The sequence below is a fragment of the Streptomyces sp. Ncost-T10-10d genome, from assembly GCF_900091955.1.
Taxonomy (GTDB): Bacteria; Actinomycetota; Actinomycetes; order Streptomycetales; family Streptomycetaceae; genus Streptomyces.
Genome location: NZ_FMDF01000044.1, coordinates 137,441 through 151,049, shown reverse-complemented (window position 1 = coordinate 151,049; position 13,609 = coordinate 137,441). Strand labels below are relative to the sequence as shown.

Here is a 13,609-nt window from a genome sequence, read left to right as displayed (position 1 = left end):
CGGGCGCTCGCGCTGCCCGTCGACGGCTGGCACATCGCGCTGCGGGTGGAGGCCGGCGGCCTCGACGCCACGAACCGGCCGAAGGCACTGGACGCGGTGATGTCGCAGGCGCTGACCCTGCTGCGGACCTGGGACGGACCGGCGGCGCACCCCACCACCCCGGCGTCACCGCCCACCGACACCGTCCAGTGGAACGCGGCCCTGGTCGACGACGCCCTTGTCCTGCTCAGCACGTGGCCCGCCGACCCGGGGACGAACGGGCGGCGCGCCACCCTGGCCCGTGCCCGGCGTGTAGTGGACCGACTGGCCGGACTGCGCCCGGAGGCCGGGTTGAGATGCGGCGTGGGCTCACCGCACCGGGGCCCGCTGGGCATCCGCACCTCCGCCCGTGAGGCCAGGGCCGCCGTGCCGCGCGATGAGGGGCCGACGGTGGCCGCACATGACGCGGTGGGCCTCGACCGGATGCTGCTGGAGTGGTACGCCTCCGACACGGCGCGCGAAGCGGTCGCCGAACTCCTGGCCCCCGTACTGGCGTTGGGTCCACAACGCGCCGAGCCGCTGCTGCGCACGCTCCAGGGGTACCTGGACCACAACAACTCCCCCGCCCGAGCGGCACAGGCCCTGCATCTGCATCGGAACGCGGTGGGCGCCCGCATTCGCAAGATCGTCCAGCTGACGGGCGCCGATCTGAACGAGCCGGATGTCCGCCTCGCACTCCAACTGGCGTGCCGCGCGGGCCTGTCCACGCCCCCGGGCGAGCCGTCCGCACCACCGGACCTCAGGCCCTGACGCCCATCACCCCTGGACCTCGGGCCCTCACGCCCACGATCCGCAACGCATGTACGGCTGAATGTCGCCGTGGGAGACATGGTGACGGCGGGTCAGCCCTTGCCGGCGCCGGAGGCGATGAAGATGGAGTCCCGTGTCCACGCCCCCGCCGCCGGCCTCGCCACGGAGGTCCTCACCCGGCCGGGCGCCCAGGTGGAGCCGGGTACGACGTTGCTGGTCCGGGCCCCGCCCCACGCGAATCGAGGAACACACATGCCGACCCCGACCCGCTCCCTCGTCGTTACTCGTGTCCGAGCCGCCTACGCCCGTATCGAAGCGGTCGACCGCCCCGAGCTCTGGATCGGTCTGCGCCCCCGGCCGGACGTGGAGGCCGAGGCACGGAGCCTCGAAGCCCGCCTTGCCGCAGGAGAACATCTCCCCCTCGCGGGCCGTCTGCTGGCGGTCAAGGGCAACATCGATGTGGCCGGCCTCCCCACCACAGCGGGCTGTCCTTCATACGCGTACGAGCCGAGCGCCGACGCCCCGGTGGTCGCCCGCCTCCGTGGCGCGGGAGCGCTGGTGATCGGTACGACCAACCTGGACCAGTTCGCCACGGGCCTGGTCGGCACCCGTTCCCCGTACGGCGTCGTCCGCAACGCCCTCGATCCGGACCGGGTCGCCGGCGGCTCCAGCTCCGGTTCGGCGGTTGCCGTCGCCCTGGGGATCGCGGACCTCGCGCTGGGCACGGACACCGCGGGTTCCGGCCGTGTCCCCGCCGCGTTCAACGGCATCGTCGGCCTGAACCCGACCCGCGGCCTCGTCCCGACGGACGGTGTGGTCCCCGCCTGCGCGAGCCTGGACTGCGTCACCGTCTTCGCCCGCACGCTCCCCGAGGCCGAACAGGCGATGGCCCTGATGGCCACGCCCATCCCGCAGCCCGACCACTCCCGTGTTCCGGGCCCCTGGCGGATCGCGGTCCCGCCCACCGGGCAACTCGGCGATCTCGATCCCGGCTGGGCGGCGGCCTACGAGACGACGGCCGCCCGCCTCCGCGCGGCGGGCGCGGTGCTCCGGGCCATCGACCTGACCCCGTTCACGGAGGCCGCCGCGATGCTGTACGAGGGTGCGTTCGTCGCCGAGCGCTACACGGCGGTGGGAGCATTCATCGACGGGGCACCCACCGCGCCCGACCTCGACCCCACGGTCGCCCGGATCATCAGCGCGGCCCGTGACATCCCGGCGCACCGGCTCTTCGCCGACCAGGCGAGACTGGCCGCCCTCCACACCGCCGCGACAGCCGCACTCGGCGACGCGGACGCCCTCCTGCTGCCCACCGCACCGGGCCACCCCACGCTCGCCGAGGTCGCCGCCGACCCGCTGGGCGCCAATGCCCGCCTCGGCCGGTTCACCAACTCCACCAACCTGTTCGGCCTGTGCGCGGTGGCGGCCCCTGCGGGCGAGGTGGACGGCCTGCCGTTCGGCGTGATGCTGATCGGCCCGGCGCACACCGATGAACGCGTGGCCCGAATCGCCGCGCTGCTGACCCCGCCCACCCGGATCGCGGTGGTGGGCACCCACCTGACCGGCGAACCCCTGAACCCCCAACTCCTTGCCCTGGGCGCCCGTCTGATCCGTACCACCACCACCGCCCCCGTCTACCGCCTGCACGCCCTGCGCACGGGCCCGCCCGAGGCCGGCCTGGAACGGATCGGGGAGGGCGGGGCAGCGATCGAGGCAGAGCTGTGGGAGCTGCCCGCCGAAGGACTCGGGCGACTCGCCGCCGCCCTCCCGGCGCCCATGACGCTGGGCCGGGTCGAACTCGAGGACGGAGCCACGGCGACCGGTTTCCTGTGCGAGCCGTACGCGCTGGAAGGCGCCGCGGACATCACATCGCACGGCAGTTGGCGCGCATACCTCGGTCGTTGATCCCAGAAACAGTTGACTCGGCACCAACACGCCTGTTCCACTGGGCGGATGCGCCCTCAGCTGCGGCTGGTCACCCGCGACCACATCGACTTCGGTCGAGTGTGGTCCTCCTCGTGTTGTTCCTGACTGCTCCGACGTCAGCACTTCACACGACCGGTTCCCCCGCAGCACGAGATGAGGCTTTGCCATGCCCGTCGAGTTTCTCGGCATCGCAGCAACCAATGAAGGTTCCGAAGTGACACCCCGCTCCGGGGCGTCCTTCGACAAGGCGTACACGCTCGAACTGGCCCGCGCACACGAGGACCACGGCTGGGACCGAGTGCTGTTCGCCTACGGCTCCGGCTCCCCCGATCCGTCCCCCGCCGCCGCCTACATCGCGGCCCGTACCGAAACGCTCCAGATCCTGGTCGCGCACCGCCCCAACGTCTCGTACCCGACGTTCGCGGCCAAGACCTTCGCAACCCTGGACCGGATCAGCGACGGCCGCCTCGCCGTGCACTTCATCACCGGCGGAAACGACCACGAGCAGCAGCGCGAGGGCGACTTCCTCACCAAGGACGAGCGGTACGCTCGCACCCGTGAGGCCATCCAGATCATCAAGCAGGCGTGGACTTCGCACGAGCCCTTCGACCACGAGGGCACGCACTACCGCTTCAACGACTTCGTGAGCGACACCTTTCCCGTGCAGCAGCCGCATCCGCGGGTCTCGTTCGGAGGTTCGTCACCGGCGGCGTACGCGGCCGGGGGCGCCGAAGCCGACATCTACTGCCTGTGGGGCGAACCGCTGGCACAGACCGCGGAACAGATCGCGTCGGTGAAGGCCGCGGCGAAGGCAGCCGGTCGTACGGACGTCCCCAGGATCCAGGTCGCCTTCAGGCCGATCATCGCACCGACCGAGGAACTGGCCTGGGAGAAGGCTCACCGAACGCTGGCACGCATCAAGGCCCACAAGGCCGGGGCACCGCTGAGCCGCCGTCACCCGCTGAACAGCCCGGAGAACTCCGGCTCCCAACGGCTCCTCGCAGTGGCCGCCGAGAGCGAGCGCCACGACCGGGCACTGTGGACACCGACCGCGGCGGAGACGGGCGGCGCCGGCAATTCGACGGCCTTGGTGGGAACACCGGAGACGGTGGCGCAGGCGCTGCTGGACTACTACGACCTGGGCGTGGAAATCCTGTCCGCCCGCGGCTACGACCTGCTGGACGACGCGATCGACTTCGGAAGGCACGTCATCCCGATAGTCCGCGAGGAAGTGGCCAAGCGGGACGCGGCCCGCACAACCCCGTAATACCAAGAGGTGCCGGGCGGGCCGGCAAACCCGACCTGCCCGGCACCCTTGCAGCCCGTCCAGTCCCCATTCCTGTCGGCCAGGCGCTTCTCCACCCCGCCCGGCGCGATTCCCGCTCGTCCGGCGTTCGCGGACCGGGGTCCGGGGCGGAGCCCCGGTTCCGGGAAGGGGCGGGTAGGGGACAGGCCCGCCGCAGGCGCACCACCCCGCACCCCGCGAACCTCACCCCACAGAGCTGTAGGCCACAACCCCCCGCAACACCGCCTCCACCGCCTTATGCGCACTTCGCGCCACGGAGCTACCGTCCCGCGGAGCCGCAGCCGCGATCTGCCCCAGCACATCGATCACCTGCTTGCACCACCGTACGAAGTCCCCCGCCGGCATCTCCGCCTCGCCCAGCACCTCGTCCAGCGTCCGCCCCGACGCCCACATGTAGACCGCCCAGGCAAACCCCAGGTCGGGTTCACGCTGCCCGACCCCCTCCGCCTGGTTGATCTTGAATTCCTCTTCCAGGGCGTCGAGCCGACCCCAGATCCGGACCATCTCGCCCATCGCGGTCTTCGCGGGCCCCGACGGCAGCTTCGGCGCCACCGCGTCATCGGCCTGCCGCGCCTCGTACACCAACGCCGAGACGCACGCCGCAAGTTCGGCAGGGTTCAGGCCCTCCCACACCCCGGCCCGCAGGCATTCGCTCGCCAGCAGATCCAGCTCGCCGTAGAGCCGCGCAAGCCGCCGCCCGTGTTCGGTGACCTCATTGCCCCGCAGATAGTCGAGCTCGGTGAGCAGTGCGACGATCCGGTCGAAGGTGCGGGCGATCGTGTTCGTCCGCCCCTCGATGCGCCGCTCCAGTTGCCTGGTGTCGCGCTGCAGCCGGTGATACCGCTCGGCCCATCGCGCATGGTCCTCGCGCTCGTCGCACCCATGGCAGGGGTGCGCGCGCAACTGCGCCCGGTAGCGGGCGATCTCCCGGTCGTCGGCCGCGGCGGACCGCCCCTTGCGGTGCCGCTCCGGCACTATGTGCCCGGCCTTGGTCCGCAGCGCGGAGGCCAGATCGCGGCGCGATTGCGGTGAGCGCGGGTTGAACGACTTCGGCACCCGCATGCGCTCCACGGCCTCCACCGGAACGGGGAAGTCGATCGAGGCGAGCCTCTTCACCTGCCGCTCGGCGGTCAGCACCAACGGCCGCGGCCCGTCGTGGTATTCGAGCCCGCGGTGCCCGTGCCCATTGGTCCGTCCGGCGGGCAGCCCCGGGTCGAGGACCAGTGCGAGTCCGGCGAACTTGCCGGTGGGGACATGGATGACATCGCCGGGCTTGAGCTTCTCCAGGGACGCCGCCGCCGCGACCCGTCGCTGCGACGCGCCCTGCTTGGCGAGATCCGTCTCCCGGTCCTTGAGTTCGCGGCGCAGCCGCGCGTACTCCTCGAAGTCACCGAGGTGGCAGGTCATGCCCTCCCGGTAGCCCTCCAGTCCCTCTTCGTTCCGCTGGACCTGCCGGGAGATCCCGACCACCGACCGGTCTGCCTGGAACTGTGCGAAGGAGGTCTCCAGCAGCTCGCGCGAGCGGTGCCGTCCGAACTGATGCACCAGGTTCACGGCCATGTTGTACGAGGGCCGGAAGCTGGACCGCAGCGGATACGTACGCGTACCCGCGAGTCCGGCCAGCGCCCCCGGGTCCATGCCGCGCTGCCACAGCACCACCGCATGGCCTTCGACGTCGATCCCACGCCGCCCGGCCCGCCCGGTCAGCTGGGTGTACTCGCCCGGTGTGATGTCGGCGTGCTGTTCGCCGTTCCACTTGACGAGCTTCTCCAACACGACCGAGCGTGCGGGCATGTTGATGCCGAGGGCGAGGGTCTCCGTCGCGAAGACGGCCTTGACGAGCCCTCGTACGAACAGCTCCTCGACGACTTCCTTGAACGTGGGCAGCATGCCGGCGTGATGCGCGGCAATGCCTCGCTCCAGCCCTTCGAGCCACTCGTAGTAGCCCAGGACATGGAGGTCCTCGCCGGGGATGGATGAGGTCCGCTCCTCGACGATCTCGCGGACCGTACGGCGCTTGCCCTCGTCGTTGAGCCGCAGTCCGGCGTGCAGACACTGCTGCACGGCGGCCTCGCAGCCGGCCCGGCTGAAGATGAACGTGATGGCGGGGAGCAGCCCTTCGGCGTCCAGCCGGTCGATGACCTCGGGCCTGGCCGGGGTCCAGATCCGGCTGCGCTGGCGCCGCTCGCGCTCACGGTCCGCCTCGCGGATCATCTTGCCGCGGCGGCGTTCACGCGGGTTGTACGCCCGCTGATTCTCCATCCGGACGAGCCGGACCAGATCGGGGTTGACCTCGCGGCGTCCGGCACCGCGGCCGCCGTGATCGGTCTCCTCCTCGAAGAGGTCGTACATCCGGCGGCCTGCCAGCACGTGCTGCCAGAGCGGCACGGGGCGGTGCTCGGAGACGATGACCTGGGTGTCGCCGCGAACGGTGTCCAGCCAGTCACCGAACTCCTCGGCGTTGGACACGGTCGCCGACAGTGACACCAGGGTCACGGAGTCCGGGAGGTGAATGATCACTTCCTCCCAGACGGCGCCCCGGAAGCGGTCGGAGAGGTAGTGCACCTCGTCCATCACCACATAACCGAGGCCGCGCAGCGCCTGCGAGCCCGCGTACAGCATGTTCCGCAGCACCTCGGTGGTCATGACGACCACCGGGGCATCGCCGTTGACGCTGTTGTCACCGGTCAGCAGGCCGACCTTCTCCGGTCCGTAGCGCTTGACCAGATCGGCGAACTTCTGGTTGGACAGGGCCTTGATCGGGGTGGTGTAGAAGCACTTGCGGCCCTGTTCGAGGGCGAGGTGCACGGCGAACTCGCCGATGATGGTCTTGCCCGAGCCGGTCGGGGCTGCGACGAGCACCCCCTTGCCGGCCTCCAGTGCCTCGCAGGCCTCGATCTGGTAGGGGTCCAGATCGAACTCGTACATCTCGCGGAAGGGCGCGAGTGCGGTGGCCAGCTCGGCGGCACGGATCCGAGAAGCCTGGTATCGCTCAGCTGGTGAGAGGTCCTCTGTCATCTTGCTTATGAGCCTACCCGCCGCCTCTGACAGTGACGCGATCTTTAAATGCCCGTGGGAGACCCCGGCGCGAGCACTCTCACCGCGCCCGGTACACAGGTCGCGGTGAGCGGCAGCGCCCCGAGCTGTTCACCGTCCGCGTACGCGGTGACACCGGCTGCGGCCAGCTCGATCGAGGAAACCCTGTGCACGGTGACCTCGGGGTGGCCGAGGTGCGTTCCCTTGTAGACGCGGGGGAAGACCTTCAGCAAGGTGGTGCGGCTGCAGTCCCCGACGACGGTCACGTCGAAGAGCCCGTCGTCCATGACCGCGTCCGCGCAGATCCGCATACCTCCGCCGTACGTCGATCCGTTTCCGACCGCGATGAGCGTCGCCTCGATCTCCCGGACCGGTCCGCCGTCGAGCCTGATGCGGTACGGGATGGGCTTGAATGCGGCGAGTTCGGCGAGGATCGCGAGGTCGTACTTGAAGCGTCCGCCGACCCAGCGCATCCGGTTGCCGCGGTCGTTGACCCGGGAGTCGAAGCCGGAGGCGAGCACGGACCCGAACCACCGCTCACCGACCCGTCCGAGGTCGATCTCCCGGCCGGTACCGCCCTTGAGCGCCTCGGCAGCCAGCCGTCCGGCGGCGGCCGGATCCCGTATCGGCATCCCGAGCGCGCGGGCGAAGTCGTTCCCGGTGCCCACGGCGACAACCCCGAGCGGGGTCGTCGTCCCGGCAACGGCCTGCAGGGCGAGGGACATCATGCCGTCCCCGCCCACCGCTATGAGCGCACCGGTCCCGCCCGCGACGGCCTCGCGGGCCCGCCGCAAGGCGTCGTCGGCGTCCACGCCGAGAACCGTGCGTACGGAGAATCCGGCGTCCCGCAACGCGGAAGCGGCCGGCTGCGCGGCGTGCGCGCCCCGGCCGCGTCCTGCGGTGGGATTGACGAAAAGGGTGATCTCGCTGGTCACCCGGGGGACCTTACAAGGTCAGGTGATGTCGTCGTAACCGTTGACCCGGTCACGGTCCGGGCTCGCCTGTGCGGGCAACGACCGGCCGGACGAGACGGGTTCGATCTCACCGATGTCCTCGGGGGTGAGGTCCAGCTCCGACGCCTCGTCGTCGGCGGGCCCCGCCGCCGCGAGCTGTGCCTTGCGGCGGTCGTTGAGGAGCGCGATCGCTGTGGCCACGAAGTAGAGCACCCAGATCGGTCCGGCGAGCGCCATCATGGTCAGCGGGTCGGTGCTGGGAGTGGCCAGCGCGGCGAAGACCGTGATGCCCATGATCATGCCCCGCCACCAGCCGAGCATCCGCTTGCCGGTGATGACCCCGCCGAAGTTCAGCATGACGAGCAGCAGGGGCAGCTCGAAGGAGAGTCCGAAGACCACCACCATGCGTGTGATCAGGTCGAGCAGTTCGTCCAGCGGCAGCTGGTTGTCGAGGTCGGCCGGCGAGAACTCCAGGAGCACCCGCGCCATCGTGGGCAGGGTCTTGTACGCGAAGAAGCCACCGGCGAGGAAGAGAGGGAACCCGGCGCCGACGAAGGCGAGCGAGTACTTCTTCTCGTGCTTGTGCAGCCCCGGTGCGACGAAGGCCCACAACTGGTAGAGCCAGACCGGCGAGGACAGGACGACACCGGCCATCAGGGAGACCTTGAGGGCGAGCGTGAAGGGGGTGAGCAGACCGTTCAGGACGATACGTGCGCACGTACCGTCCTTCTGCTTGGCGAGTTCGGCGAAGCTGGACGCGCACCCGACCGACTTCAGCACCGGGTCGGTGAAGAACTCGATGATCTCCTTGTAGAAAAACGCGGCCACAATCGTGACGACGACGATTCCCAGCAGCCCCTTGGCCAGCCGGTTACGCAGCTCACGCAGGTGCTCCACCAGAGGCATGCGGCCCTCTAGGTCCGTCTCCTGCTTGCGGGCAGACTTGAGCAACCCACGTCCTCATCTCGTGCAGCAGGCCGTCACCCATCAGGGCGCCTGCGTCGGCCCGGTTGTCAGCGCTTGGTCGAATCGGTCGGCTCCGCGACCGGACGCGAACTGGTCACATCACCGGGCGCGGCCTTGATGGTGCGCGGGGCGACCTGGTCCTGGGCGGCGGCGTCGTTCGCCGGCTCGGCCGGGGTGGCGGACGGGCTGCCCTCGGACTTCATGGCCTTGGCCTCGCTCTTGAGGATGCGGGCCGACTTGCCGAGCGAGCGAGCCATGTCAGGAAGCTTCTTCGCGCCGAACAGCAGAACAATGACGACGAGGATCAGGATGATCTCGGGAGCGCCGAGCCTTCCGAACATATGCGTGTACCTTCTCACCGAGGCAGCAGGGGTGGGGCGGATCGAACGTCGGACGGACGTCCGATCGTCGTACTGTCAGCGATCGTATCCCGCAGGAGTAAACGCAGGGCAATACCCATGCATCCTTGCGATTACGGCCCATGCCTCGCTCTCAGGGCCGCTTCAGCAGCGTACCCCCGAACCCGAGAAACTGGAGGCCGCGCCCTCCCCGATCCATCGCCCCTGCTCACAGACTCACACGATCGCGGGGCGGTGCGTCTAACGCAACGCGTCACCGGTGGCGGCAAGATCCGTCGCGGCCCGCTCCAGGTCCTCCGCCGCCCGGTTGATGCGCCGGGTCGTGCGCGTCACCTGACGCCCCAGACGCTGGGCCTCGATGAAGACCTTCACGGCCAGCACGCCGAGGACGGCGATCCCGAGAAACCCCAGGGCGATGGCGAGCATGGGCCAGAACATGCGCAGAGCCTCAATGTGTCTAGGTGTCCGAAGTTCTAAAGGCTGGTGTGGAGGCGCAGCGTCCGCACCCCGCCACTGGTGAGGAGCTCAACAATCCGTTCTCCGGCGGGCTTACGGACGGCCGCGCCGCACTCCGGGCAGGTGAAGGAGTAGAACGTCGTCCGGCGGCTGGCACCCACGGCGAGGCGGATCGCGCCCGCCGCCAGCTCGAACCGCTCGCGGCAGTCCGGGCAGGCGGCCTTGAACCGTACGGATTCCGGCACCACCACGGTCGGAACACCCGACACCACAGACATATTGCGCATATCTCCCTCAGGTATCCGCTCAGGCCGGTCCGTCATAGGCAGCGAGCGCCGCACGGGCCGCCTGCTGTGCGCTCTGCGCCAGTTCCGGCGGGGAGACGATGCGGCCGTCCCGGCCCAGTCGCAGCGCGAGCCTGCGCAGCGAGGCCGGATCGGGGGTGCGCAGGGTGATCCGCAGCCCGCCGTCGGGCAGTTCCTGTGCGCTGTCGTGCGGGTAGTACTCGGCGACCCACCGGCCGCCGGGGCCCACCTCGACCACGACCTCCGGGTCCTCGGCCGCCGGCTGGACGAGCCCTTCGGACAGATCCCGCAGCTCGAGCTCGGGCGGCGCGGCCGGTTCGTCGAGCAGCCGGATCTCGGCGACCCGGTCGAGCCGGAACGTCCGCCGGTCCTCGGAGGACCTGCACCAGGCCTCCATGTACGTATGTCCCACGGCGAACAGCCGGATCGGGTCCACCTCGCGCTCGGTGAGTTCATCGCGCGCGGGCGAGTAGTAGCGCAGCCAGAGCCGGCGCCGCTCGGAGATCGCCCGGTCGACATCGGCGAAGACACCGCCCTCGGACTCGAAGGTGACCGAAAGCCGCGAGCTCGCCGCCCCCACCTCACCGGCCGCGGTCTCCAGCTTCGCGGTGGCTCGCAGCAGCGCCTGCCGGTCGCTCTCACGCAGCCCCGGCAGCGTGGCCACGGCGCGGGCGGCTACCAGGAGCGCCGTCGCCTCGTCGGCCGCGAGCCGCAGCGGTTCCGCGACATCGTCCGGGTTGTGCCACCAGATCCGGTCGCCGTCGGTGTCGATGTCCAGCAGATCGCCGCCGCGGAAGCTCGTACCGCACATGGGCAGCACGTCGAGGTCGGAGATCAGCTCGTCCTCGGTGATCCCGAAGGCGCGGGCGACGTCCTGGACGTGGGCACCGGGGCGCTCACGCAGATACGTCACCAGGGAGAGCATCCGGCGGGTCTGGTCGATCGCGTTCGTGGCCATGTATACGGTCCCCCTCAGTCCTTGGCCACGGCGCGCAGCCGGTCCACCACATCGGCCCGCAGGTCGGCGGGTTCCTGTACGACGACGTCCGGACCGAACTCGACGAGCCAGGCGTCCAGGCCGTGTCCGTACGGAATCTCCAACTCGTCCCACCCGTCACCGAGTTCCCGGACCGATAGGGCGCGCGAGCGCAGCGGGTATCCGGCACCGGCCCGCAGCCTGATCCGCGCGGTCCGGGTCGCTGTCTCCCCCGCCCAGCTCTCGACGGTCTCGCGGACGGTCACGACGTCGGGCACCTCGACGGTGAAGGCCCCGGCCCGGGAGCGGACCCGGCCGCTGATCCGGGAGAGCCGGAACACCCGCTCGGCGCCGCGGTCCCGGTCCCAGCCGGCCAGATACCAGTGGCCGCGCCAGCACTCCAGCGTCCACGGCTCGACCTGGCGCTGCTCGGGCCGGGCGGCGTTGGCCTTGCGGTAGTCGAAGGTCACCGGGCGGCGGTCCCGGCAGGCCAGCATCAACGGCTCGAACGCGGCCTCATGAACCGGGATACGGGGTTCGAGGGCGCTGTGGACCTCGTACGCGTCCTCGGCCTCCGGCATACCCGCGGCCCGCAGCTTCTGCAGCGCTCCGCTGGCCGCACCGGCCAGCCGCGCCTGCTGCCACACCTTGGCGGCCAGGCCGAGTGCGGCGGCCTCCTCGGCGTCCAGCGTGATCGGGGGCAGCCGGTTGCTGTCGCGGCGGGCGAGATATCCCGTGTCGCCGTCCAGGTTCTCCACGGTCTCGATGATCAGACCGAGCTCCCGCAGATCGTCCTTGTCGCGCTCGAACATCCGGTTGAAGGCGTCGTCGGAACCCGCTTCCAGGTAGGCCTCGATGGAGCCGCGCAGCTCGCGCTTGCTCAGCGGGCGCCGGGTCCCCAGCAGACACAGGGCCAGGTTCATCAGCCGCTCGGCCTTGGCAATCGCCATCGACGCCCTTTCTGTTTTGCTCTACGACCGTCGACCGTACCGCTCCGCGGTGTCCGGACAAAAGCGAGGGCCCGTGCCCCCAGGCACGGGCCCTCGTAGCGCACGGCTGCGGATCAGACGGCGACCAGGTCGCAGACGAAGATCAGGGTCTCGCCGGGGGCGATACGGCCGCCACCGGCGCCGCGGTCGCCGTACGCGAGGTGCGCGGGGATGGTCAGCTGGCGACGGCCGCCGACCTTCATGCCCTGCACGCCCCGGTCCCAGCCGGAGATGACCTGGCCGGCACCGAGCTGGAACTGCAGCGGGGTGCCGCGGTTCCAGGAGGCGTCGAACTCCTCGCCGGTGGAGAAGGCCACGCCCACGTAGTGGACGGAGACGGTGGCGCCCGCCTCGGCCACCGCGCCGTCGCCTTCCCAGATGTCCTTGATCTCCAGGTCGGCCGGCGGCTCGCCACCCGGGAAGTCGATCTCGGGCTTCTCGATGCTCACTGACTTGCTCCTCTTACTGATGAACTGGGCAACCGGGACAGTCTTACATCTTCGCCAGGATGTCCACGGCGAACACCAGCGTGGACTTCGCGGGGATGGTCTGCTGCGCCTTGTCACCGAACCCCTGGTCCGGCGGGATGACAAGGAGCACACGACTGCCGATCTTCTTGCCGACCAGACCGTTCTTGAGCCCCTTCAGGGTGACCTGGGCCAGCGGGAAGGTCTGCGTCTTGCCCGCGCTGTAGGTGCTGTCGAACGTCTTGCCGTCCTTCCACAGCAGCCCCACGTAGTTCACGACGACGCTGTCGGTGTCCTTCACGACGTCGCCCTTGGACTCCAGGATGTAATTGGAGACGAGCTTCTTCGGCGGGTCGGTCTTGGTGGGGACGGTGACCTTGGGGGCCTTGCCGTCGGTGTTGGTTCCGACCTTGGGCAGGTCGACATTGTCCTGGGCGACCGCGGTGCCCTTGGCGGACGTCGGGATCTGCGTCGACTTCAGAATGTCGACGACGAAGACGAGCGTGGCGTTCGGCTTGATGTCGCCCTGGCCCTGCGCCCCGTAACCGAGATCCGGCGGAATGACCAGCTCGACCCGGCTGCCGACCTTCTGGCCGGCGAGGCCCTTGTCCCAGCCCTGGATGACCATGCCGGCGCCGAGGGTGAGATCGAACGGCTGCTTGCGGTCGAAGCTGTTGTCGAACGGCTTGTCGGAGTCCCAGGCCTGCCCGAGGTAGTTGACCTGGATCGCGTCGCCGTTCTTGAGCGTGGCGCCGTCACCCTGGCTGATGACCCTGGTCTTCAGCTCCTTGGGCGGGTTCCCTGTGCCCTTGGACAGGGTGGGCTTCTCGCCGAACTTCGCGCCCGCGGTGATCGCGGGGAACCCGTCCTTGGACGCGGCGGAAGCGGAAGCGGAATTGGAAGCGGAGCCCTTTTCGTGACCGCAGGCCGCTGTCAGCAGCAACAGGGGGACGACGAGAAGGCCGGCAAGTCGGCGCACTTGTTCCTCAGATCTCAGACGGCACAGTTGTTTTAGTCCTCGACACTCTAGGGCGTACGCAGGGCCCCGTACGAGGAACGTACGGGGCCCGCGTCGCGTCGG

13 protein-coding genes are annotated in these 13,609 nt (G+C 69.9%); 3 read left to right on the top strand and 10 right to left on the bottom strand.

Annotated features, from left to right (window positions below; translation table 11 throughout):
- From GA0115254_RS05635 to GA0115254_RS05625, 3 genes are all read left to right on the top strand, one after another.
- Positions 1-789, top strand: a 789-nt coding sequence (locus GA0115254_RS05635) for a PucR family transcriptional regulator (protein ID WP_176739992.1), incomplete at its 5' end; no start/stop codon positions are given.
- Positions 790-801: 12 nt separating this feature from the next.
- Positions 802-2,694, top strand: a complete 1,893-nt coding sequence (locus GA0115254_RS05630; RefSeq protein ID WP_370740832.1) for an allophanate hydrolase — start codon at positions 802-804, stop codon at positions 2,692-2,694.
- Between the two features lie 187 nt (positions 2,695-2,881).
- Entirely contained in the window at positions 2,882-3,982 is a 1,101-nt protein-coding gene (locus GA0115254_RS05625; protein WP_093894164.1) for an LLM class flavin-dependent oxidoreductase, read from the top strand.
- A gap of 222 nt (positions 3,983-4,204) precedes the next feature.
- Here GA0115254_RS05625 and GA0115254_RS05620 read toward each other — a convergent pair whose 3' ends face one another.
- The 10 genes from GA0115254_RS05620 to GA0115254_RS05575 form a co-directional block, all read right to left on the bottom strand.
- Positions 4,205-7,039 (bottom strand): DEAD/DEAH box helicase, encoded by a 2,835-nt coding sequence (locus tag GA0115254_RS05620; RefSeq protein WP_093894163.1) that lies wholly within the window; start codon positions 7,037-7,039, stop codon positions 4,205-4,207.
- Positions 7,040-7,083: 44 nt separating this feature from the next.
- Complete coding sequence (locus GA0115254_RS05615; protein WP_093894162.1) at positions 7,084-7,992, bottom strand: diacylglycerol kinase; 909 nt, start codon at positions 7,990-7,992, stop codon at positions 7,084-7,086.
- A gap of 18 nt (positions 7,993-8,010) precedes the next feature.
- Positions 8,011-8,961, bottom strand: a complete 951-nt coding sequence (gene tatC / locus GA0115254_RS05610; protein ID WP_093894161.1) for a twin-arginine translocase subunit TatC — start codon at positions 8,959-8,961, stop codon at positions 8,011-8,013.
- Between the two features lie 62 nt (positions 8,962-9,023).
- A complete protein-coding gene (tatA, locus tag GA0115254_RS05605; RefSeq protein ID WP_093894160.1) occupies positions 9,024-9,317 on the bottom strand; it encodes a Sec-independent protein translocase subunit TatA in 294 nt (97 codons plus the stop codon).
- Positions 9,318-9,575: 258 nt separating this feature from the next.
- Positions 9,576-9,773, bottom strand: coding sequence for a hypothetical protein (locus tag GA0115254_RS05600; RefSeq protein ID WP_093894159.1), 198 nt, complete (start codon positions 9,771-9,773; stop codon positions 9,576-9,578).
- 35 nt (positions 9,774-9,808) lie between these two features.
- Positions 9,809-10,078: a hypothetical protein gene (locus tag GA0115254_RS05595; protein ID WP_093894158.1), complete on the bottom strand. Its 270-nt coding sequence runs from the start codon at positions 10,076-10,078 to the stop codon at positions 9,809-9,811.
- Positions 10,079-10,097: 19 nt separating this feature from the next.
- Entirely contained in the window at positions 10,098-11,054 is a 957-nt protein-coding gene (locus tag GA0115254_RS05590; RefSeq protein WP_093894157.1) for a helix-turn-helix transcriptional regulator, read from the bottom strand.
- A gap of 14 nt (positions 11,055-11,068) precedes the next feature.
- Positions 11,069-12,022, bottom strand: coding sequence for a helix-turn-helix transcriptional regulator (locus tag GA0115254_RS05585; RefSeq protein ID WP_093894156.1), 954 nt, complete (start codon positions 12,020-12,022; stop codon positions 11,069-11,071).
- A 113-nt stretch (positions 12,023-12,135) separates the two neighbouring features.
- Positions 12,136-12,510: an FKBP-type peptidyl-prolyl cis-trans isomerase gene (locus GA0115254_RS05580; RefSeq protein WP_093894155.1), complete on the bottom strand. Its 375-nt coding sequence runs from the start codon at positions 12,508-12,510 to the stop codon at positions 12,136-12,138.
- A 43-nt stretch (positions 12,511-12,553) separates the two neighbouring features.
- Positions 12,554-13,507 carry an FKBP-type peptidyl-prolyl cis-trans isomerase gene (locus GA0115254_RS05575; protein WP_093894154.1) on the bottom strand — a complete coding sequence of 318 codons (954 nt, stop codon included), beginning with the start codon at positions 13,505-13,507 and terminating at the stop codon, positions 12,554-12,556.
- Positions 13,508-13,609 lie beyond the last annotated feature (102 nt).